General features: G+C 40.6%; 16 protein-coding genes. 12 read left to right on the forward strand and 4 right to left on the reverse strand.

Annotated features, from left to right (window positions below; genetic code table 11):
* Positions 1 to 168 precede the first annotated feature (168 nt).
* The 8 genes from ACTIE0_RS03500 (at position 169) to ACTIE0_RS03535 (ending at position 9,317) form a co-directional block, all read left to right on the forward strand.
* Positions 169 to 1,443 carry an O-antigen ligase family protein gene (locus ACTIE0_RS03500; protein WP_006620605.1) on the forward strand — a complete coding sequence of 425 codons (1,275 nt, stop codon included), beginning with the start codon at positions 169 to 171 and terminating at the stop codon, positions 1,441 to 1,443.
* Between the two features lie 47 nt (positions 1,444 to 1,490).
* On the forward strand, positions 1,491 to 2,381 hold the full coding sequence (locus tag ACTIE0_RS03505) for a DUF6492 family protein (protein WP_006620606.1): 891 nt from the start codon (positions 1,491 to 1,493) through the stop codon (positions 2,379 to 2,381).
* A 69-nt stretch (positions 2,382 to 2,450) separates the two neighbouring features.
* Positions 2,451 to 3,539 carry a Gfo/Idh/MocA family protein gene (locus tag ACTIE0_RS03510; RefSeq protein ID WP_006620607.1) on the forward strand — a complete coding sequence of 363 codons (1,089 nt, stop codon included), beginning with the start codon at positions 2,451 to 2,453 and terminating at the stop codon, positions 3,537 to 3,539.
* Positions 3,536 to 4,561, forward strand: a complete 1,026-nt coding sequence (locus tag ACTIE0_RS03515) for an NAD-dependent epimerase/dehydratase family protein (RefSeq protein ID WP_006620608.1) — start codon at positions 3,536 to 3,538, stop codon at positions 4,559 to 4,561. The genes ACTIE0_RS03510 and ACTIE0_RS03515 overlap by 4 nt, the downstream gene beginning before the upstream one ends.
* A 55-nt stretch (positions 4,562 to 4,616) precedes the next feature.
* Positions 4,617 to 5,903, forward strand: a complete 1,287-nt coding sequence (locus ACTIE0_RS03520) for a flippase (protein WP_008049492.1) — start codon at positions 4,617 to 4,619, stop codon at positions 5,901 to 5,903.
* 175 nt (positions 5,904 to 6,078) lie between these two features.
* Entirely contained in the window at positions 6,079 to 6,912 is an 834-nt protein-coding gene (locus ACTIE0_RS03525) for a glycosyltransferase family 25 protein (protein WP_228116509.1), read from the forward strand.
* Positions 6,913 to 7,024: 112 nt separating this feature from the next.
* Complete coding sequence (locus ACTIE0_RS03530; protein WP_006669461.1) at positions 7,025 to 8,230, forward strand: glycosyltransferase family 4 protein; 1,206 nt, start codon at positions 7,025 to 7,027, stop codon at positions 8,228 to 8,230.
* Between the two features lie 160 nt (positions 8,231 to 8,390).
* Positions 8,391 to 9,317 (forward strand): glycosyltransferase family 2 protein, encoded by a 927-nt coding sequence (locus ACTIE0_RS03535; protein ID WP_006620612.1) that lies wholly within the window; start codon positions 8,391 to 8,393, stop codon positions 9,315 to 9,317.
* 34 nt (positions 9,318 to 9,351) lie between these two features.
* On the opposite strand, the gene ACTIE0_RS03540 is transcribed toward ACTIE0_RS03535, so the two are convergent.
* Both ACTIE0_RS03540 and crtH read right to left on the reverse strand, forming a co-directional pair.
* Complete coding sequence (locus ACTIE0_RS03540) at positions 9,352 to 10,929, reverse strand: SDR family NAD(P)-dependent oxidoreductase (RefSeq protein ID WP_006669460.1); 1,578 nt, start codon at positions 10,927 to 10,929, stop codon at positions 9,352 to 9,354.
* 88 nt (positions 10,930 to 11,017) lie between these two features.
* Positions 11,018 to 12,559: a carotenoid isomerase gene (crtH, locus tag ACTIE0_RS03545; protein WP_006620615.1), complete on the reverse strand. Its 1,542-nt coding sequence runs from the start codon at positions 12,557 to 12,559 to the stop codon at positions 11,018 to 11,020.
* A 336-nt stretch (positions 12,560 to 12,895) separates the two neighbouring features.
* On the opposite strand from crtH, the gene upp reads away from it, so the two are divergent.
* The 3 genes from upp (at position 12,896) to ACTIE0_RS03560 (ending at position 14,369) form a co-directional block, all read left to right on the forward strand.
* Positions 12,896 to 13,546 carry a uracil phosphoribosyltransferase gene (gene upp, locus ACTIE0_RS03550; protein WP_035759746.1) on the forward strand — a complete coding sequence of 217 codons (651 nt, stop codon included), beginning with the start codon at positions 12,896 to 12,898 and terminating at the stop codon, positions 13,544 to 13,546.
* Between the two features lie 29 nt (positions 13,547 to 13,575).
* The gene (locus tag ACTIE0_RS03555) at positions 13,576 to 13,899 is read left to right on the forward strand and encodes a ssl2009 family thylakoid membrane protein (protein WP_006620618.1); all 324 of its coding nucleotides are present in this window, start codon (positions 13,576 to 13,578) and stop codon (positions 13,897 to 13,899) included.
* Positions 13,900 to 14,090: 191 nt separating this feature from the next.
* Positions 14,091 to 14,369, forward strand: a complete 279-nt coding sequence (locus ACTIE0_RS03560) for a YggT family protein (RefSeq protein ID WP_006669458.1) — start codon at positions 14,091 to 14,093, stop codon at positions 14,367 to 14,369.
* 114 nt (positions 14,370 to 14,483) lie between these two features.
* On the opposite strand, the gene ACTIE0_RS03565 is transcribed toward ACTIE0_RS03560, so the two are convergent.
* Positions 14,484 to 14,888 (reverse strand): YidH family protein, encoded by a 405-nt coding sequence (locus ACTIE0_RS03565; RefSeq protein WP_006620620.1) that lies wholly within the window; start codon positions 14,886 to 14,888, stop codon positions 14,484 to 14,486.
* A 455-nt stretch (positions 14,889 to 15,343) separates the two neighbouring features.
* On the opposite strand from ACTIE0_RS03565, the gene ACTIE0_RS03570 reads away from it, so the two are divergent.
* Positions 15,344 to 18,262, forward strand: a complete 2,919-nt coding sequence (locus tag ACTIE0_RS03570) for a calcium-translocating P-type ATPase, PMCA-type (protein WP_006620622.1) — start codon at positions 15,344 to 15,346, stop codon at positions 18,260 to 18,262.
* Positions 18,263 to 18,311: 49 nt separating this feature from the next.
* Here the strand turns inward: ACTIE0_RS03570 and ACTIE0_RS03575 are convergent.
* The coding region (locus ACTIE0_RS03575; RefSeq protein ID WP_439516835.1) for a hypothetical protein at positions 18,312 to 18,517 on the reverse strand (206 nt) is incomplete at its 5' end.

Genomic DNA, 18,517 nt, shown 5'->3' on the forward strand with positions numbered 1-18,517 from the left:
TATACCAGGTTAATTAAGCCTGGAGACTCCCTGACAGCAACAACTTTACCAAAACTTTACATAATCTACATTAATTTTTACATTTCTCTCTTGGTTTCACTGATAAAAATGCTATGATGCACAACAGGTTAACGGGTGTAGATTTAGACCAAAAACATCAATATTTTAATGGACAAATACTTAAAATATTTGGAATCTAGTTTTACGGTTTTTGCGATTATTCATTATAGCGCTAACTGGTTGCCTCTGATTTTATCTGGCGGCGCAAGCGAGGGTGATGGTACAGATATCAATTCCTTTGATTTTCGATTAAATGTGCTGGTGTTTCTGCTGACTTATTTGGTTTCGGTAGCTTTACTATTGCTACGGTGGAAAAAGTGCTTAATTTCTGTTAAAAGAGGTCCGGTTATCTGGGTGATGATTTTGATTGCGATCGCCTCCTATTTTTGGTCAGATTTTCCGGCTCGTACCCTCAGAAGTTGTATTGGCTTAATAGGGACTACACTGTTTGGTGTTTACTTAGGTAGTCGTTATACCATCAGAGAACAACTTAAACTTTTGGCTATTTCCTATGGAATTATTGCCGTCCTTAGCGTGGTTTTGGCGATCGCTTTACCTCGTTATGGCATCGAACAAGCCGTTCACTATGGGGCTTGGCGAGGCATATATAACCATAAAAATCTTTTAGGAAGAGCCATGACATTAGGTGGTATAGTATTAATATTATCACCCGGTCTTTTTGACCAGGCAAAGCGCTGGATGGCTTACATGGCGATCGCTATTGCTTGTTTGCTATTAGTCATGGCAAAATCATCAAGTTCCCTAATTAACTTTACAATTTTATTGACCAGTGTCATAGCCTATCGGGTGCTGCGATTTCGGTATATTTTACTGATTCCTTCATTTCTAGCCCTTGTCACTTTGGGCGCTACTATATTTTATATCTATACAGAGATGGCCGATGAATTATTAGGATTAATTGGCAAAGATCCAACCCTTACTGGTCGCACAGAACTGTGGGTGTGGGCTAGAGAGATGATTGACAAGCGCCCCTATTTAGGATATGGTTATACGGCATTTTGGCAGGGATTAGATAGTGCCTCAGCTTATATTATTAGAGCTGCAAGGTGGCCGGTTCCTTATTCCCATAATGGAATACTCGATATGTGGTTAGACATAGGCTTATTAGGCGTTGTTACTTACTTTTCGGGGTTTGGAATTAACTTGTTAAGGTCGGTTTTTATCGCAAGATTTAGTGTCGGAATAGAATATTTATGGCCCTTAATATTTCTGACTTATTTAGTCTTAACTAATGCAACTGAAGGAGGTATAATTTCTCAAAACAGTATATTTTGGGTATTATATACAGCCCTATCCATTTCAATTATGGAACCTATGGAAAAACCCAAACCATCTCATCCTGAATTTGATGGCTCAAGATGATCAAAACTACTCCCCAATTTGAATTAATTTAAATACCAATTAAAATTATGAACATCACGTCTCAACCCTCTGGATCAGAATACAGCTTTTGTTTGGTTACACCGAGTTATGCACCGGACTTTGAGAGATGCCAATTTTTGTGTTCTACAGTTGATAAGTTCATACCTTCGTCAACAAAGCATTATATTATTGTTGATCGAAAAGATTTATCAATATTTAAGTCACTCCCAAATAATCGCACAGAAATTTTAGTTGTTGAAGAGGTGATTCCTGGATGGATCAAAAGGATACCTTTTGTCAAAAATGGTTGGTTTAGCTTTAAAAGTCTTCCCATTCGTAACTGGCTGCTTCAGCAAATTATTAAGCTGTCAGCGGCACAATTTGTGTCTGAAGATATTTTGATGTTTGTGGATTCAGATGTTGCCTTTGTGCGTCCTTTAAATCCACAAGAACGATTTGTTAAAGATGGAAAAATTCGCTTTTATCGAGAGCCTAATTCAATTCCTCGCTCTTGGGAGTCTCATTATAGTTGGTATGAAACTGCTAGTAAATTACTGATTACCCCTATGGTTGATTTTCCGGCTCCTAATTATATTGGTGACTTGATTACCTGGAAAAAGGATAATGTTTTAAAATTATATGAACACCTAGAAAAAGTGTCTAGACGTTCTTGGGTGGAAACCATATCTAATACTTGGAATTTATCTGAGTATATCCTCTATGGAATGTTTTGTGATTATATTATAGACCATGAAGCCAATCATTATATTGATGAAACATACCCCGGTTTACGCTATTTTGGTACAGAAAATTTATCAGAACAACAAATCAAGGATTTTTTATCTGAAATTGAGCCTGATTATGTAACGGTTATGATTTCAGCCAAAGCTGGTATTCCGATTAAACGCTATCAAAAATTACTGGAAAACATGAATTAGTGTAACAATCAAGCCAACGTTTTTTGAGGCTTTTTATAGCACAATTTCAAGGCTTTCAACTATTTTTATATGATGAAACTAATTGTAATGGATAAAGACAATCAACAACCCAAGTTAAAAGCAGCCGTTATTGGTACCGGGTTGATTTCTAAAGAACATCTCAGTTTTTTGTCTAACTCGGAAAGGGCTCATTTGGTGGGAGTTTGTGATATTTCCCAGGCTGCTGCTAACTATGCCGTTCAAAGATTCGGTGCTGAAGCTGCTTATACAGATTATCATCAAATGCTGGAGCAAGCCAAGCCGGATGTTGTGCATATTTTGACACCGCCTCAAATCCATAAAAAAATGTCTATGGATTGTCTGAGTGCCGGGGCTCATGTGATTTGTGAAAAGCCAATCACTCCCACTTATGATGAGTTTAAAGAACTATGGGATTTTGCTCAAAAATGCGATCGCCATTTAATCGAAAATCAAAATTATCGCTTCAATCAGCCAATTCTAGCACTGCAAAAGCTAGTGGAAGATGGAACCCTAGGAACCATCGGCGAAGTAGAAGTCCGCATGGCATTAGATATCCGTAGTGGTGGACGATACGCAGACGAAAATCTACCCAGTCCAGTCCATAAACTTCCGGGGGGTGTGATTCATGACTTTATTACCCACTTGTGTTATCTTGCCTTATTATTTATGCCAACTTTTGATTACGTCAAAGCCGGATGGAATAATCATGGTGGTGGTAATTTATTTAAGTATGATGATTTAGATGCACTGATTTTTTCCGGTCATCAACATACTCGCATACGGTTTAGTGCTTACACTCAACCCGACTGTTTTTCCGTCACAGTTCGCGGTTCCTTGGGTTATGCAGAAGTTGATTTATTTCAACCATTTGTTCGCTGTGTAGTCCCTCGTGCTGTTGGTAAGCAGTTTTCTCCTTTGGCTAATCAGTTTGCTAATGGTTGGACTTTCATGAATGCCAGCTTTACTAACTTTCGTCGGAAACTCTTACAAAAGACTCCATATGAAGGTTTACATAGTTTATTAGAGCAGACTTATCAAGCCTTACAAGAAGATAAACCGCTACCAATTAGCTTTGAAGATATGGATAAAACCAGTCGTTTAGTTAACGCATTAATTGCGGAGGAGAATCATCTATGAAATTGTTTATCACTGGCGCATCTGGATTTTTAGGACAGTATATTGTGGCGGAAGCCTTGGGACGGGGACACCAAGTAAAAGCCGTACTTCGTCCCCAAACTGATGAGACTAAATTCTCTTGGTTTAATCATCCTAATTTGGCAATTGTCCGCCTAGATTTAAGGCAATCATCAGGCTTGGTAGAAAGTCTGCAATCTGTGGATGCTGTCATTCATTTAGCCGCCTCTAAGTCTGGGGATTTTTACACCCAATTTGCTGGCACAGTCATAGCCACCGAAAATATGTTAATTGCTATGAAAAAAACCGGGATTTCTAAGCTCATAGCCATTAGTAGCTTTTCAGTTTATGATTATGTCAAAATGCGATCGCATCAAATTTTAGACGAAGATTCTCCCATCGAAGCTGACCCCTTAAATCGTGACGAATACGCTCAAACCAAGCTAATTCAAGAACAACTTTATCGAGATTTTGAGCGATATGGTGGACAAGTTTCTATTATTCGTCCGGGGATGATTTACGGTCGAGATTATCTTTGGAATGCTTGCTTAGGCGCTGAAATAGGGGATAGTGCCTGGTTAAGAATAGGGGGTAATGCAATTATGCCTTTAACCTATGTAGAAAACTGTGCAGAAGCCATTGTTATTGCCGCCGAGACAGAAGCAGCCTGTGGACAAACCTTAAATATTGTCGATGACAATTTACCTACTCAAAATGTCTATGCCAAAAAACTCATAGAAACCATGGATAAAGTCCCGAAAATATATTTTATCAACTGGTTTTTTATGGGATTAATTGCCAATATGGCTTGGCTGTTTAACCGTCTATTTATTGAGAGTAAAGCTCGTTTACCAGGTATTTTAGTACCCGCCAAACTTCAGGCTCGTTTTAAGCCACTGCGGTATACTAATCAGAAGGCTAAACAGATTTTGAACTGGCAGCCTACCTATTCTCTAGATCAAGCCTTTCAACGTTCCTCTGGTACTGAAGATTTATTAGCAGTTTATGCACCAAAATCAAGTTAGTATAGAGTTCAAATAATTTGAGTAGCTGTTCCAGACATAAATCAGGTAAAAATGTATGTCATATTTTACTAATTTGCAAGAACGAATTAAGAAAATCACACAAAAGTCATTAGTCCAAAATACTTTATGGATGTTTTTGGGTAAAGTTATAAGTATTTTTATGCAAGCTACATACTTTATATTGATTGCTAGATATCTGGGTTCTGAAAATTTTGGTATGTTCATGGGAGTAACAGCACTAGCCTCGATCGCTGTTCCATTTGGAACATTAGGTAGTGCAGATATTTTAATCAGAAATGTTTCAAGAAATAAAATTTTATTTAAAAAATACTGGGGTGATGCTATTTTAACAACTTTTTTTTGTAGTTTAGTCGTCATTTGTTTATCATTTTTAATAGGCAAATCCATTTTGCCAAAATTTATTCCTAACGTCCTGATTGTATCTATACTTGTTTCTGATATTTTAGGATTGTCTATTTGGAATCTATGTTGTGGAGCTTTTTTGGGGGTTAATCGGCATAAAAACACTGCTCAATTACATATTTTTTATAACTTTTTCAAAGTTTTATCTGCTATAGCTTTGGTTATATTGTTTGATAAACCTAATGCTATAAATTGGTCTTTTTTATATGTTTTGGGGACGATGATAACGGCAGTTTTTTCGTTCTTTTTTGTTTGTTTGAATCTGGGTTTTCCTCAATTAGAATTATCCCAGATAAAGCACAATATTTTCCAAGGTATATACTTTTCTCTAGACAGATCTGCTGCTAATATAAATTCCAGTATTGATAGAACAATGTTAAGCAGTCTTTCAACTCTAAGTGTAACTGGTATCTATTCTGCTGCTTATCGATTGATAGAAGTTGGCTATATACCAATTTTAGTAATATTTAGTTCCACATACACCAGATTTTTTGAAGAAGGTGCTTTGGGTATTAGTAATGCTTTTAAATTTGCCAAACGTTTGATTCCGGTTATCTCCACATATGGTATTTTTTTTGTTATTGGTTGTATATTTTTTGCGCCATTTATACCTTATATTTTGGGAGAAAGCTATATAGATTCAGTGCCAGTATTATACTGGTTAGCTCCCATGCCACTAATTATTGGTATGCAATTAATTGCAGCAGATACTCTTACCGGCTCTGGATATCAAAAGTTACGGGGATTGGTTCAAATTATGGCAGCTTTAATTAATATTAGTTTAAATTATTTTTTAATTCCCATATTTTCATGGAGGGGTGCAGCTTGGGCTACCTTAACTACAGATTCTTTGATTCTCCTGTGCTACTGGGGTTTACTCTGGCGACTGAATTATAAAAATTTAAAAAATTCTAGTTAACTTATTGTTTGATAATAAGCTGGTGCGTATTGATAAGTATCATAATGTGGCAACAATGGTAGCGCTTGCAACTTAATTGATTAACTACCTTAGTTAGCTGTTATTGAGCAAAATTTGATTGACATTAACATGAAAATGATGTAGTATGTTGATGAAATTCAAAAGAGAACGAAATATGAACATATCAGATTTTTTTGACAAAATTTATGTGATCAACTTACCTGAAAGGGTTGATAGAAGACGTGAAATGGAGAAAGAAATCAAGAGTATAGGATTAAATTTTAATTCTGAAAAAGTCAAAATTTTTCCAGCCATCAAGCCCACCGAAAAATTAGCTTTTCCGAGCATTGGTGTGTTAGGATGTTACCTTAGTCATTTAGAAATTATTAAAATTGCTAAAACAGACAAACTTAGTCATATATTAGTCATGGAAGATGATCTAGCAATTTCTAGTAGATTTTGTTCTGTACAAACACAATTACTTGATGAACTTAGTCAAGTAAATTGGGATCTATTATTTCTAGGATATTTGGCTTATAATAAATTAAAGCTATCAGACTATTATAATTTTTACGACCCCGATATATCAACAACTTGGACTCACTTAAAAAAAGCTAATTATCCAACATTAGGTACACATTTTTATGCTGTTAATCATACAGCTTATGATTCTTTGATATTATTTTTAGAAGAACTGTTGAAAAAACGTTTTCAAACTTGTTTTTTTGAAAAAGATCCTAATTTTGATGACCTGGATGGAGCCTATATTGATACGGCATATTATCTATTCCGAAAGCAAAATCCTGAAATTGTATCTTTAATTGTATGTCCGTCTCTTGGGTGGCAACGGAGTAGCCCCAGTGATATTAGTCCTAGGATGATCAGCAGTTCTTTAGATAAAGTTGTATTGATCAAGCCATTGGTAAGTTTTCTAAGGTTAATCAAATTAAAATTAAAGAAGACTTTAGATTATCTAAAGCCCGAGTTATTTGATTGGTGGGATATTTAATTGGTGCGAAATAATGGTGACTCAGACTAAAAGTAAATTCATCGTTTATATTCAGTCAATTTTTTCCAATAAACTGTATTAGTTAACTACCACATATTTGGTATATCAAAAAATGACTTTAAAATCATCATCTATGCACTTAATTGCTTTAGAAAATGAACCCTCATCAACTCTTGGCGGTCAAGAGTTAAATCTACTGGAAATTTGTCAAAGCCTGGCTAATCGTGGACATCAGGTTAGTTTGGTTTACACCAAAGAAGGAGACCTCCTACAAACCTATGGCCAATTCTGCCAAGATTTAATTCCGGTCAAACGCTACCAAGCTAACCGCAAAAATCCCTTTGATATGGTCAAATTTGCTGTGGATTTTTTTAATGATATTTCTCCAATCAAAACAACTTTAGATTCCATGATTTTGTCTAATGAGTTTAGTTCTGTATTTTGGGGCTATGGCTTATCAACTATCAAAAAAATTCCTTTACTCTCTTATTTGCAACTACCAGGAAACTCTTTGAGATTCAAGTGGCGACCCGGATTGTCAGGGGTGGATAAATTTATAGCTGTTTCTCAAGCAACTAAAGACAGATGGGTTGATTTTTGTGGTATTGATCATCAGAAAATTGATGTGGTTTATAATGGTATTGACCCGCCAAAATTTAGTCCCCACTCCGTTGATAATCATCAGCAATTATCCCTCCGTCGTGATTTCAAGATCTTAGGAAACAGGCGAGTTTTTTCGTGTCTGGGGAGACTCAACCCTAATAAAGGAATAGAAGTCCTGATTAAAGCCTTTGCATTACTGGCCAATCATCAACCAGATATTTGTTTATTAATTGCTGGAAATGTTATTTTGGAACCTAAAAAAGATTCACCAGAAGCGCGTATTAACTATCTTAAATTTTTAAAAGATATGGTGGATGAACTAGGGATTAAAGAATTAGTCCAGTTTATGGGTCATGTTCCCAATACACCGGATCTTGATCGGGTTAGTGATGTTACGATTGTTCCTAGTATTTGGCCTGATCCTTGTCCGAGGGTGGTTTTAGAATCTTTATCAACTGGTACGCCTGTTGTCGGTAGTAGAGTCGCGGGAATACCTGAAATGATGACAGGTGAATTAAGCCGTTATCTGGTTGAACCTGGTTCTCCTGAACAATTAGCAGAAGTTCTTAACCAGGTTGCTAATTGGCGAGATGATGACCCGGAACTTGACCAGCGTTGTCGTGATCATGTACTGGATAATTTTAGTCCTAAAGTTATGATTGATCAAATGGAGATGGTCTTATTGAGAACGATTAATCAATACTATCAACATTAATGATTTTGATTTTTGTTTGATGGTTAAAATTATCAATAAAAAACCAAGAATCAATCATTAATTAAATAAGATTTCATCTCATTTAATTGATTCCCTCCCAATTTAATGTTAAACTTTGATGGTTCAAGTAATTAGACTCGAGTTTTAATGAGGTAAAAATATGTTTATATCAATTTGCGTAGCCACCTATAAGCGATCGGATGATTTAAAGAGATTGCTAAACAGTTTAGAAAAGCTCACTTTTCATCAAATTAATGAACCCGAAATAGAGATTGTCATTGTTGATAATGATGCTTCGGGTTCTGCCCAAATTATTATTGATGAAGTCGCTCCTAGTTTTAAGTACCCTTTACGCTATGATATCGAAACTCAAACGGGAGTTTCTTATGCTCGTAACCGAACGATTATCAACTCATCTGATCTGGCAGATTTTATTGCTATTATTGATGATGATGAGATGGCTGATGAAAACTGGTTAGAAAATCTTTTAATTGTTCAGGAAAAATATGAAGCAGATGTGGTAACAGGACCAGTTATCCCTTACTTTGAGAATAGTGTTGACGTACCTGATTGGATTGAAAAAGGTCAATTTTTAGAGCCGAGGCGCTATCCAACTGGATCGGTTATGGATGTTGCTTATACAGGTAATGTTTTGGTTCGCAGCCAACTTGTAAAGCAACTAGAAACAGTTTTTGATGAACGTTTGGCCATGCAAGGTTCAGAGGACACACATTTATTTATGCGACTTTATAAGCAAGGGGCAAAAATAGTGTGGGCTGATGAAGCCATTGTGCGTGAGCGGATTCCTGAATCTCGAATGAGTTTGATGTGGTTGTTAGAGCGAAGTTACTGGGGATGGAGCTCGAGAAGCTTATTTGAAAGAGAGTTGTATCCTTCTCTTTATCTTCAAGGTATCCGTTTTCTCAAAGGATGTGTTTTAATTATGATTGGCTTAGTATCTATTCCGATCGCTTTGTTACAGGGTCAATATGCCGTGAACAGGGCTTTACTGTCCATCTGGCGTGGGGCTGGAACTATCTCTGGCTTGCTCGGAATTATGGGAAGTGGGTGGAAAAAAGCCAATTAATATAGGATTCGTAACCAGACCCAGAGCGATCGCCTTAATTAGACAAAGATAGTGGCTGATCATAAATTGGGCTATATCCCGGCAAAATTTTGACAGTATCTTGGGCAACTCTTAAAGTCAAAGACAGACGCACCTTCCCACTGCTATTGTAAACCGAACGATGGATAACTTGGTCAGTAAATAAAACAAATTCTCCCGCCTGCAAAACCACCGGAATCACTTGGTTTTTCACGGAATTAGGAACCTTGTAGAAATGATTACCGCTGAAAGGGTCAGTAATTTGCCGGGGACAATTTTCTGCCTCAGTTTTGGGGATATATTCAAAGCCATTTCTGGCGGTCACTTCTGTTAAAGCAATATAGATATTAATAGTTTTGCCTTCCCCAGACAATAATTTTGGGTAAATATCTCTATGCCAAAATGGGATTAATTGACGGGAGGGATAATTAACCCATAATTCCGAACGCCATAGCCGCAGATTATCCCCTAAATGTTTTCTGATAATCGCCAACAAGTTTTCATCTTTACACAACTGCAATAATTGCGGGGAATCTAAATGTCTTTCCATGTAAAACTGTCGTTTATAACATTGCACGAACAGCAACATAATTGAGCCAAATTGTAGTTTAAATAAGGCAGTTAGTGCCGATATCAATAAAACTTTAATCGGTGGCTTAGGTAAGACTTCCTTAAAAATATGTTGGCGAATTGTAGCGATTTCCTCCGGGGTTAAATTTAAGCTATAGGGTCCCCAAACTTCATCAGTACCATCATAATTAATTATCTGGGTTCCCACAGGTTTATTACCACCAGTCCAGTCTAAACTTTGTTCCCACAATTGTTGACATAACTGATTATTTAAAGCCAAGGGAGGCAAAGGAATTTCCTTCCCTTTAGGGTCAAAAAACTTACCTGTGATTAATTCACAGTCGGGAGAAGTAGCACAGAATAAGCTACTATAACAGCCTTTTTTGGGGCTAATTCCGATACCAAAAAACTTACTCAAACGATGACCGATGGTAATATTAGATTGGACAAAACCGGGATGCACAGCATTAACAGTGACATGGCTTGATTGTTGATAAAGTTGTCTGGTTAACAGTAATAAACAGAGTTTAGATTGATTATATAATTCGATAAAGTTGAAGGGGGTAGATTTTACAAATAGATCCCATTTAATTGTCGTGGGTTTTAAGGCGAGATCTGAAGATACCATAACCACTCGACTAGGGGCAGATTCTTGTAATTTATCCCAGAGTAAGTAAGTCAGCAAAAAATGTCCCAAATAGTTAGTTCCCCAAATCAACTCAAATCCTTCTGGGGTGACACCGTGACCGTTGAATATTCCGGCGTTATTGATTAAAATATTTAGGGGTAAGTTTTTGGCTAAAAACAGTTCAACACATTGACGAACTGACTCCAGAGAAGCCAGATTTAAGGGCAAATATTCGATGTTAGGGTTGCCAGTTTTTTGAGAGATATAAGCAATGGCTTTGGTGGCTTTGCTGTGGGAACGACAAGCAATAAAGACATGATAGCCTAATTTAGCCAAACCCACGGATGTCATTAACCCGACACCGGAGTTGCCACCCGTAACAATACAGACTTGCATAAATTTGGAATTTTTAGTAATATCAGCAGGTGAAAATAGGGGAGGGGAGCGATTTCCTCCCACTAAATTATCGAATTAAATTGGGGTTTTAGCCTAACTTTAAATCTACGGCAATGCGGTGGGCACAGGCGAACCCAGAAAAGGCGACAGCATTTAATCCCTGACCAGGAAAGGTGCTATCTCCGACACAATACAGACCGGGAATAGCAGTGCGGTTAAAAGGCATTCCTAGGAGTCCCCGCAGTTGGCGGCTAGGAATAGGTCCATAGGTTCCGTCATCCCGGTTAAGAAAACGACGGTGCGATCGCGCTGTTCCCACTTCCATATAATCCAAACCCGCATCTAAACCGGGAAAAATCTTTTCGAGACGGTCTACAATTCCCCAGGCTGCCTCCTCTTTTTTTTGTTCATATTCTGTGGGTGGTAAATCTTCCCAATTATCAATCCAACTCGGGGTAAAAGCATGGATGATATGATAGCCTTGCGGGGCCAAATCCTGGTCAAGGAGGGTCGGAATCGAGACAAAAATCGTCCCTTCTGGCTCCTCCATTTTTTGCCAATCTTGAACTATGATGTGGTGACAGTCGGTTTCTGGTGTTAAAACCGAGGCTTCTACCCCCAAATGTAAGCTGAGAAAACTCGGCGATTTCTGATAGCGTTTGCGCCATTTTCGCTCAGAAGGCGGCATCATTGTTTCAGGGATTAGTTTCCCAAAGGTATCCCAGCGGGTAGCATTGGAAACTATACGGCGAGCGCGGTAAACTGTACCGTTAGTGAGTTCGACCCCCACAGCTTGCCCATTTTCAATTAAAATCTGTTTCACCCTGGCTTTGTATTTAATCGTTCCTCCGGCTTTCTGTAAGCCTTCAGCCAGTTTTTGGGCGATTTGACCTACTCCCCCCTTGGGGTAGTTGATCCCACCGTAGTGGCGGTCAGAAAAGACCATCCCAGCGTTAATCATGGGAGTTAAGTCAGCGGGAACCACAGACCAGCAGTAACACTCAATATCAATAAATTTGAGTAATTCCGGGTTGCTGATGTGTCGTTTAGCGACTTCGCCCACATTTTTGGGTAGGTATTGGACCAGTCCCAGACAAGCGCCTGGGTTTTGGAAGAAAACCCGCATCAGATAACGGGGTTCCTCCAGGGACAGGAGTTCCATGGCGTTCAAGCAGTTAAACACCTGCCAACATTCGTCATAAAACTTACGAATTCCGTCTCGTTCGTCGGGGAACTTTTCCCCTAGTTCTTGCAAAAATTTCTCATAATCTCGGTGAACCCTAACTTGGAGTTCCCCAGGTAGGTGGTAGTGAATTTGAACTGGGTCGGGGATAGTTTCTAATTTGACGTTAACAGCTTCTAGAGCCCGGGTGAGCAGGTTAGTTGTGCCTTGGTCACCAAATCCAAAAATCATTGATGCTCCGACATCAAATCGATATCCCTCTCGCTCAAAGTAACCAGAACTACCACCGGGGATGATGTAACTTTCTAGGACAAGTACATTCGCGCCTTTGGCTGCCAGTTGGGTGGCAGTGACTAAGCCTCCAATACCGGAACCGATGACAATTACATCAAAGTTTTGAGTCGGTCGGGGTTCATCAGCAAAGGACTGGTGGGTAATAACAGGCATCGGATCAACTCTCTTCCAGAATTTCCTGACTCTACAGTGTAACGCCTCACCATGCTTGTATAACGTTCACAAGCGACATTTCTGGGGGCAAAATCATGATAATGCCTCTCCCACAGCCATTTTCACAAGAAATGCGGGAACGGTTTTTTCATCAACCGCCCCCGTCTGCCGATCCTTTGATTTGAGAGGAGAACACTGAGAATCTACTTTAGACTTGTTAAAAATAATTGTCAATAAGTTTGTAACATTTCTTAAAACTATGCGGGGGTAGTCTGACTGGGTAGCTGGGGGAGTATGATGGAAGGGAAAAGCCGAATTTGGTTGACTATCCCCCTAATGACTCTGCAACTGCGCGTTTACGTCCCCCCCCATCCCCTAATTAAGCATTGGTTGGCGATCGCCCGTGATGTCTCAACTCCGCCGGCCCTATTCCGCAGCGCTATGACGGAACTGGGACGGTGGCTAACCTACGAAGCGACTCGCGATTGGTTCACCACGGTGGAAACTACGGTACAAACTCCCCTGTGTGAATGTCCAGCTACTTATATCAACCCAGAAGCGCCGATGGTGGTTATACCCATTCTGCGGGCGGGATTAGCCCTTATGGAAGGTATCCAAAGCGTGGTGCCGTTAACGTCGGTGTATCACCTGGGAATGGTCCGCGATGAGGAAACCCTACAGGTGAGTTGCTATCTCAATAAACTTCCTGATAGCTTTGACCCTCAAACCCGGTTAATCGTTAGTGAACCGATGCTGGCTACTGGGGGAACCATTATGGCGACTATGGCTGAACTGACCAAGCGCGGTATTGATCCGGGGTTGATGCGAATTATCTCCGTGATAGCCGCCCCCCAAGCCTTACAGTCCCTTAGCCAAGAGTATCCTAGTCTACAAGTTTATACGGCTATTATTGATCAGGGTCTCGATGAGCGAGGTTTTATTGTTCCGGGGTTGGGAGATGCGGGCGATCGCACTTTTGGAACTTGAATTTTTGATGATGAGGTGAATCTAAAACTATGGCTAATCGAGAAGGCTTTACCAGCGGACTGATATTAGGGGCTACTTTAGGGGGTATCGTGGGTGGTGTGTTGGGGGTTGTCCTCTCCTCGCGACTATCTGCGGATAACTCCGAAAGCTCTAATTCCCTAGGAGACAATAAGCGCAACCGCAATAAAGGCGATCGCCTAACCCCCGAAAATGTGGAAACAGCGCGTTTGAACCTAGAAGACAAAATTTCTCAACTCAATCAGGCGATCGATGATGTACGCCATCAACTTGGGGGAGTGAATGGGACTATCTCTGCTGAGGTTCACGACTCACCCTCAGCCGAAGATATTTAGCATCAACTAGCGCCCAAAGTATGATATAATTAGCTGCTAGAGTTTACTCTTTCATAAACCCCAGTTAAAAGTCAATCATACTAAATCACTCTCAGGGAAACCGTCGAACCCGCCCAGACTTTAGGTAGTTGACTATTCCCAGACCCTTGAGGTCTCACCATAAGCCATTTCCCAGTTATCGGAGATATTGCATGAGTTCACCATTGTTTCTACTTGCTAATACAGTTGCACAATTCCTGAACATTTACATGGTTCTAATTTTTATTAGAATCCTGCTGAGTTGGTTCCCCAATGTGAATTTATACGATGGTCCTTTATCGGTTATTAGCCAACTAACTGACCCTTATCTTAATATTTTCCGTTCATTTATTCCCCCCTTGGGTGGCATTGACTTGTCCCCCATTATTGCCATTTTCCTGCTTCAGTTTGTGGCTCAAATTGTGCCGCGTTTACTGTACAGCCTAGCCTAAAGTTCCACACATCTGTAATCTGCCGGCATTTGTAGTGTTGTGGTTAACCAACTAACTACAAATGCACAGGCTTCGCCCTTAGTTATATCAGCACAAATTCAGGGTAAAGAGTGGTTATGAACCCAGCATAATTCCCAAGAATGCCACCACCCCTAAAATCGCCAAAATCACAGCCACAGTCAGCGCTTGAGATATTCTAGGAGTGTATAAATAATCATCTCTACAGATGCGTTTTAGTTCTTGGCGATGGTCAATCGAAGCCGCTATTAGTGCTAGAGTTCCCAAGGCGATAAACGAAAGACCGAGGAAGCGAGACAGACGCAGAGGGTTGACGTAATTATCCCCCGTTTCTTCGTAGATAACCGTCACAATTTGGTCAATACCAAAGCCAAAGCCTATCAGTGATAAACAGGTACGAATCCACGCCATTAAAGTCCGTTCCGAAGCGGCGCGGTTGCGTTCTTTCGCCAACTCATTATTCAGATTTTTAGGCGGCGGGTTAGGGTCAAGTGAGGTCATACTTCCGAGAAAATCAAAGTAGATAATATACCATACATGATGGGAACCCCCAACGGCATTGTTGAGGAGATATTTACACAGTAATATGCTTTATTTTGAATACATTTAATGATAGGGAGGCGGCTAGTTGCGAAGTCTCACTAATTTATGTTAAAATGAGTGGATTTTGTCGCGGTGGGTCAGGCTGGTTGAGACTAAAAATCCGGGAAAATGGTTCCCCAATCTGAGGGGAAAGTGGTATAGTTAAAATTGAAGCCGGAGTCAATATATGTAATCAGTTAAGTATTTTAGCTGATGAAGTTCACAGACGATCGCAATTTAATCGGGTTCCCATTTGTGCCAAGCGGAAGACATAAGCCGATATTTGACTAGGCTGATGCCAATATAACACGCTTATTTTAGAATAACACAATCTGATTTTTATCAGTATAGATGCTAATATAGGAGCCTCGCCGATGACCATAACCCAGGACCAGCGCCAAGACATCCATCACTTAAAAGGATTAACTCCCCCAGAGGTAGAGACAAGTCGCCAAACTCACGGAAGTAATATCATGACTCCCCCACCAAGGGAAGCAGCTTGGCGGCAATTTTTGGGAAAGTTTGATGATCCGGTGATTCGGATTTTGATTATGGCGGCGGCGATCGCCATTAGTTTAGGAATAGTTAATGGCAATTATGTAGAAGGAATTGGTATTATTGTAGCGATCGCCTTAGCCACTACCCTAGCTTTCTTAAACGAGTATAAAGCCAATCAAGAATTTGATATTCTCAACCGGATGAATGATGAAGTCCCCATCAAAGTAATCCGAGATCATAGTTTTACCACCATTCCCAAAAAAGATATAGTAGTCGGTGATATTGTGATCATCGAATTGGGGGACGAAATCCCCGCCGATGGTCAATTAATTGAATCGGTTTCGCTGCGGGTAAATGAAGCCAGCTTAACCGGAGAATCGGAAGCCGTCAAAAAGTTAGGAACATCACAATTAGAAGCCAGTGGCGAACTTCCAGATAGCGCCTATCCTCCCGATCGCTTATTACGAGGAACAGTAGTTACAGACGGTCATGGCACCTTTGAAGTGACCGCTGTTGGCGATAGTACAGAAATCGGTCAAACCGCGCAATTAGTGTGCGAAATCACCAATATAGACACCCCCCTAAAACAGCAATTAGACCGCCTCAGTCGCTTAATTGGAGTCCTAGGGTTAGCCATTGCCGTTTTAATTGATATAGCCTTAGTGGTGCGCGGTATCCTCACCGGAAACCTTAACCTGAGTCTAGGACAGTGGTATATAGTCGCCCTAGCTGCTACCAGTTTAATCATTACCCTAGTTAGGGTATGGTTACCCATTGTTTATGATGGTTTAGAAATCTCAGGTTATGAGGCGACTGTGCCAGAATGGTTAGAAGATGATCACGCCATTGGCTGGGTGAAATCAACTTTAATAGGTTTGTTAGTTTTTGGGGTGGGAATTGCGATCGGTTATGGAGGCAATTTTATTCCCGATAATGTTAGTGATTGGATTCCCGCATCAGCCGCCACTGAGTTTGTCACCTACTTTATGATTGCGGTGGCGGTGATTGTGGTCGCTGTCCCGGAAGGTCTGGCGCTAAGTGTCACCCTCAGCCTCGCCTATAGCATGAGGAAAATGACCAAACAAAATAACCTCGTGCGAAGGATGCACGCCTGCGAAACCATTGGCGCGGCTACGGTTATTTGTTCTGATAAAACCGGAACTTTAACCATGAATAAAATGCAGGTACAAGAGATAAATTTCCCCAGTTTCAGCCACGATATTCCCAGTGATTTATTAACCGAAGCCATAGCCGCCAACAGTACCGCCAACTTAGAACAACATGAGAACCAAAAATCTAAGGCGATCGGGAATCCCACGGAGGCGGCGCTGTTGTTATGGTTAGAACAAAATCAGATTGATTATCTCTCCGAACGCAATAGGTTTGAGATTAAACAACAACTAGCTTTTACCCCCGATCGCAAATATATGGCGACCCTGGGAATATCAGCTATCAATAATCAGGAGATAATGCACATCAAAGGCGCTCCCGATATTGTCCTAGGTCATTGTTCCTCCTATTTGTCGGAAAAGGGCGTAATTACCCTCACCCCAGAAACCAGAAGATTGATTTCTCAGGAGTTAAAAAACTGCGATGCGGGAGGAATGCGAACCCTGGGATTTGCTTATATCCCTCAACCCCAACTCGAAGGGGATGATTTGAATGTAGACGATCGCCAAGATGTAGTATGGTTAGGATTTGTGGCGATCGCCGATCCGGTACGTCCAGAAGTTACCGAAGCCGTCCGCCAATGTCGCCAAGCCGGAATTGATATTAAAATGATTACCGGCGATAGTCTGCTAACCGCCGCCCAAATTGGTAGTCAAATTGGGATTATCGATGAAAACGACACCAGCGAGGCTTATATTACCGGAAGCCAACTCCGAGACATGGATGATGAACTCGCCAGCAAAACCCTCAAAAAAGTGCGGGTAATAGGTCGCGCTCGTCCTCAAGATAAACAGCGCATCGTCCAGCTATTACAGGCTCAAGGAGAGGTGGTAGCCGTTACCGGAGACGGAACCAATGATGCGGCGGCTCTCAATCAAGCCCAAGTCGGTTTAGCCATGGGTAGCGGCACTTTTGTGGCCAAAGAAGCCAGCGATATTATCCTGTTAGATGACTCTTTTCGGAGTGTCAAACAGGCAGTTTTATGGGGGCGATCGCTCTATCAAAACATCCAAAAATTCATCTTGTTTCAACTCACAATTAATGTGGTCGCCTGCATTATTGCGCTGTTAGGACCTTTTATCGGCATTAACCTACCCTTTACCGTAATTCAGCTTTTGTGGGTAAACCTAATTATGGATACCTTCGCCGCCCTCGCCTTAGCCACAGAACCCCCGACCGAAAGGGTGATGGAAGTACCACCCAGAAACCCGGAAGACTTTATTATCTCCCCAGCCATGTCGTCGTCAATCTTTACTGTGGGGGCAGTATTTTTAGTGATTCTGGTCGGTTTTCTACTGTATATCCAATCTGATCATCAGGTAACAGCCTATGAACTCTCACTATTTTTCACCAGTTTTGTGATGCTGCAATTCTGGAATTTATTTAATGCCAAATGCTTCGGTTCCAAGGATTCGGTCTTATCCCAACTCTGGCAAAATCCTAGTTTTTTGGCGATCGCCGGAGTCATTTTCATCGGACAAATTCTGATTGTTCAATTTGGCGGCAGCATTTTCCGAACTGTTCCCCTGTGTCTGACAGACTGGTTATGGATTATAGGCGGAACCTCCCTCGTCCTGTGGATTGGTGAATCAAATCGGGCGATCGTCCGCTGGAGAAAAGGTTAATCAACTCTGAGAAACCGGGTATCTTATCTACATCTTAGGTACAGCTTGTTTACCAGTCGCTTAATACATTGCCCCTCACCCTAAATCCCTCTCCCACAAAGGGAGAGGGACTTGGAGAGGTGATAATATGATTTCTGAACAGGCTGTAAGATACCAAAGCGATCGCCCTAAATCTGGCTCCCACAGAGGGAGAGGGACTTGGAGAGGTGATAATATGATTTCTGAACAGGCTGTAAGATACCAAAGCGATCGCCC

The sequence above is a fragment of the Limnospira sp. genome (assembly GCF_051859755.1).
Taxonomy (GTDB): Bacteria; Cyanobacteriota; Cyanobacteriia; order Cyanobacteriales; family Microcoleaceae; genus Limnospira; species Limnospira fusiformis.

Coding starts and splice junctions, on each gene's coding strand:
- ACTIE0_RS03500 (WP_006620605.1), top strand. CDS start 169: ATGGACAAATACTTAAAATATTTGGAATCTAGTTTTACGGTTTTTGCG.
- ACTIE0_RS03505 (WP_006620606.1), top strand. CDS start 1,491: ATGAACATCACGTCTCAACCCTCTGGATCAGAATACAGCTTTTGTTTG.
- ACTIE0_RS03510 (WP_006620607.1), top strand. CDS start 2,451: ATGATGAAACTAATTGTAATGGATAAAGACAATCAACAACCCAAGTTA.
- ACTIE0_RS03515 (WP_006620608.1), top strand. CDS start 3,536: ATGAAATTGTTTATCACTGGCGCATCTGGATTTTTAGGACAGTATATT.
- ACTIE0_RS03520 (WP_008049492.1), top strand. CDS start 4,617: ATGTCATATTTTACTAATTTGCAAGAACGAATTAAGAAAATCACACAA.
- ACTIE0_RS03525 (WP_228116509.1), top strand. CDS start 6,079: ATGAACATATCAGATTTTTTTGACAAAATTTATGTGATCAACTTACCT.
- ACTIE0_RS03530 (WP_006669461.1), top strand. CDS start 7,025: ATGACTTTAAAATCATCATCTATGCACTTAATTGCTTTAGAAAATGAA.
- ACTIE0_RS03535 (WP_006620612.1), top strand. CDS start 8,391: ATGTTTATATCAATTTGCGTAGCCACCTATAAGCGATCGGATGATTTA.
- ACTIE0_RS03540 (WP_006669460.1), bottom strand. CDS start 10,929: ATGCAAGTCTGTATTGTTACGGGTGGCAACTCCGGTGTCGGGTTAATG.
- crtH (WP_006620615.1), bottom strand. CDS start 12,559: ATGCCTGTTATTACCCACCAGTCCTTTGCTGATGAACCCCGACCGACT.
- upp (WP_035759746.1), top strand. CDS start 12,896: ATGACTCTGCAACTGCGCGTTTACGTCCCCCCCCATCCCCTAATTAAG.
- ACTIE0_RS03555 (WP_006620618.1), top strand. CDS start 13,576: ATGGCTAATCGAGAAGGCTTTACCAGCGGACTGATATTAGGGGCTACT.
- ACTIE0_RS03560 (WP_006669458.1), top strand. CDS start 14,091: ATGAGTTCACCATTGTTTCTACTTGCTAATACAGTTGCACAATTCCTG.
- ACTIE0_RS03565 (WP_006620620.1), bottom strand. CDS start 14,888: ATGACCTCACTTGACCCTAACCCGCCGCCTAAAAATCTGAATAATGAG.
- ACTIE0_RS03570 (WP_006620622.1), top strand. CDS start 15,344: ATGACCATAACCCAGGACCAGCGCCAAGACATCCATCACTTAAAAGGA.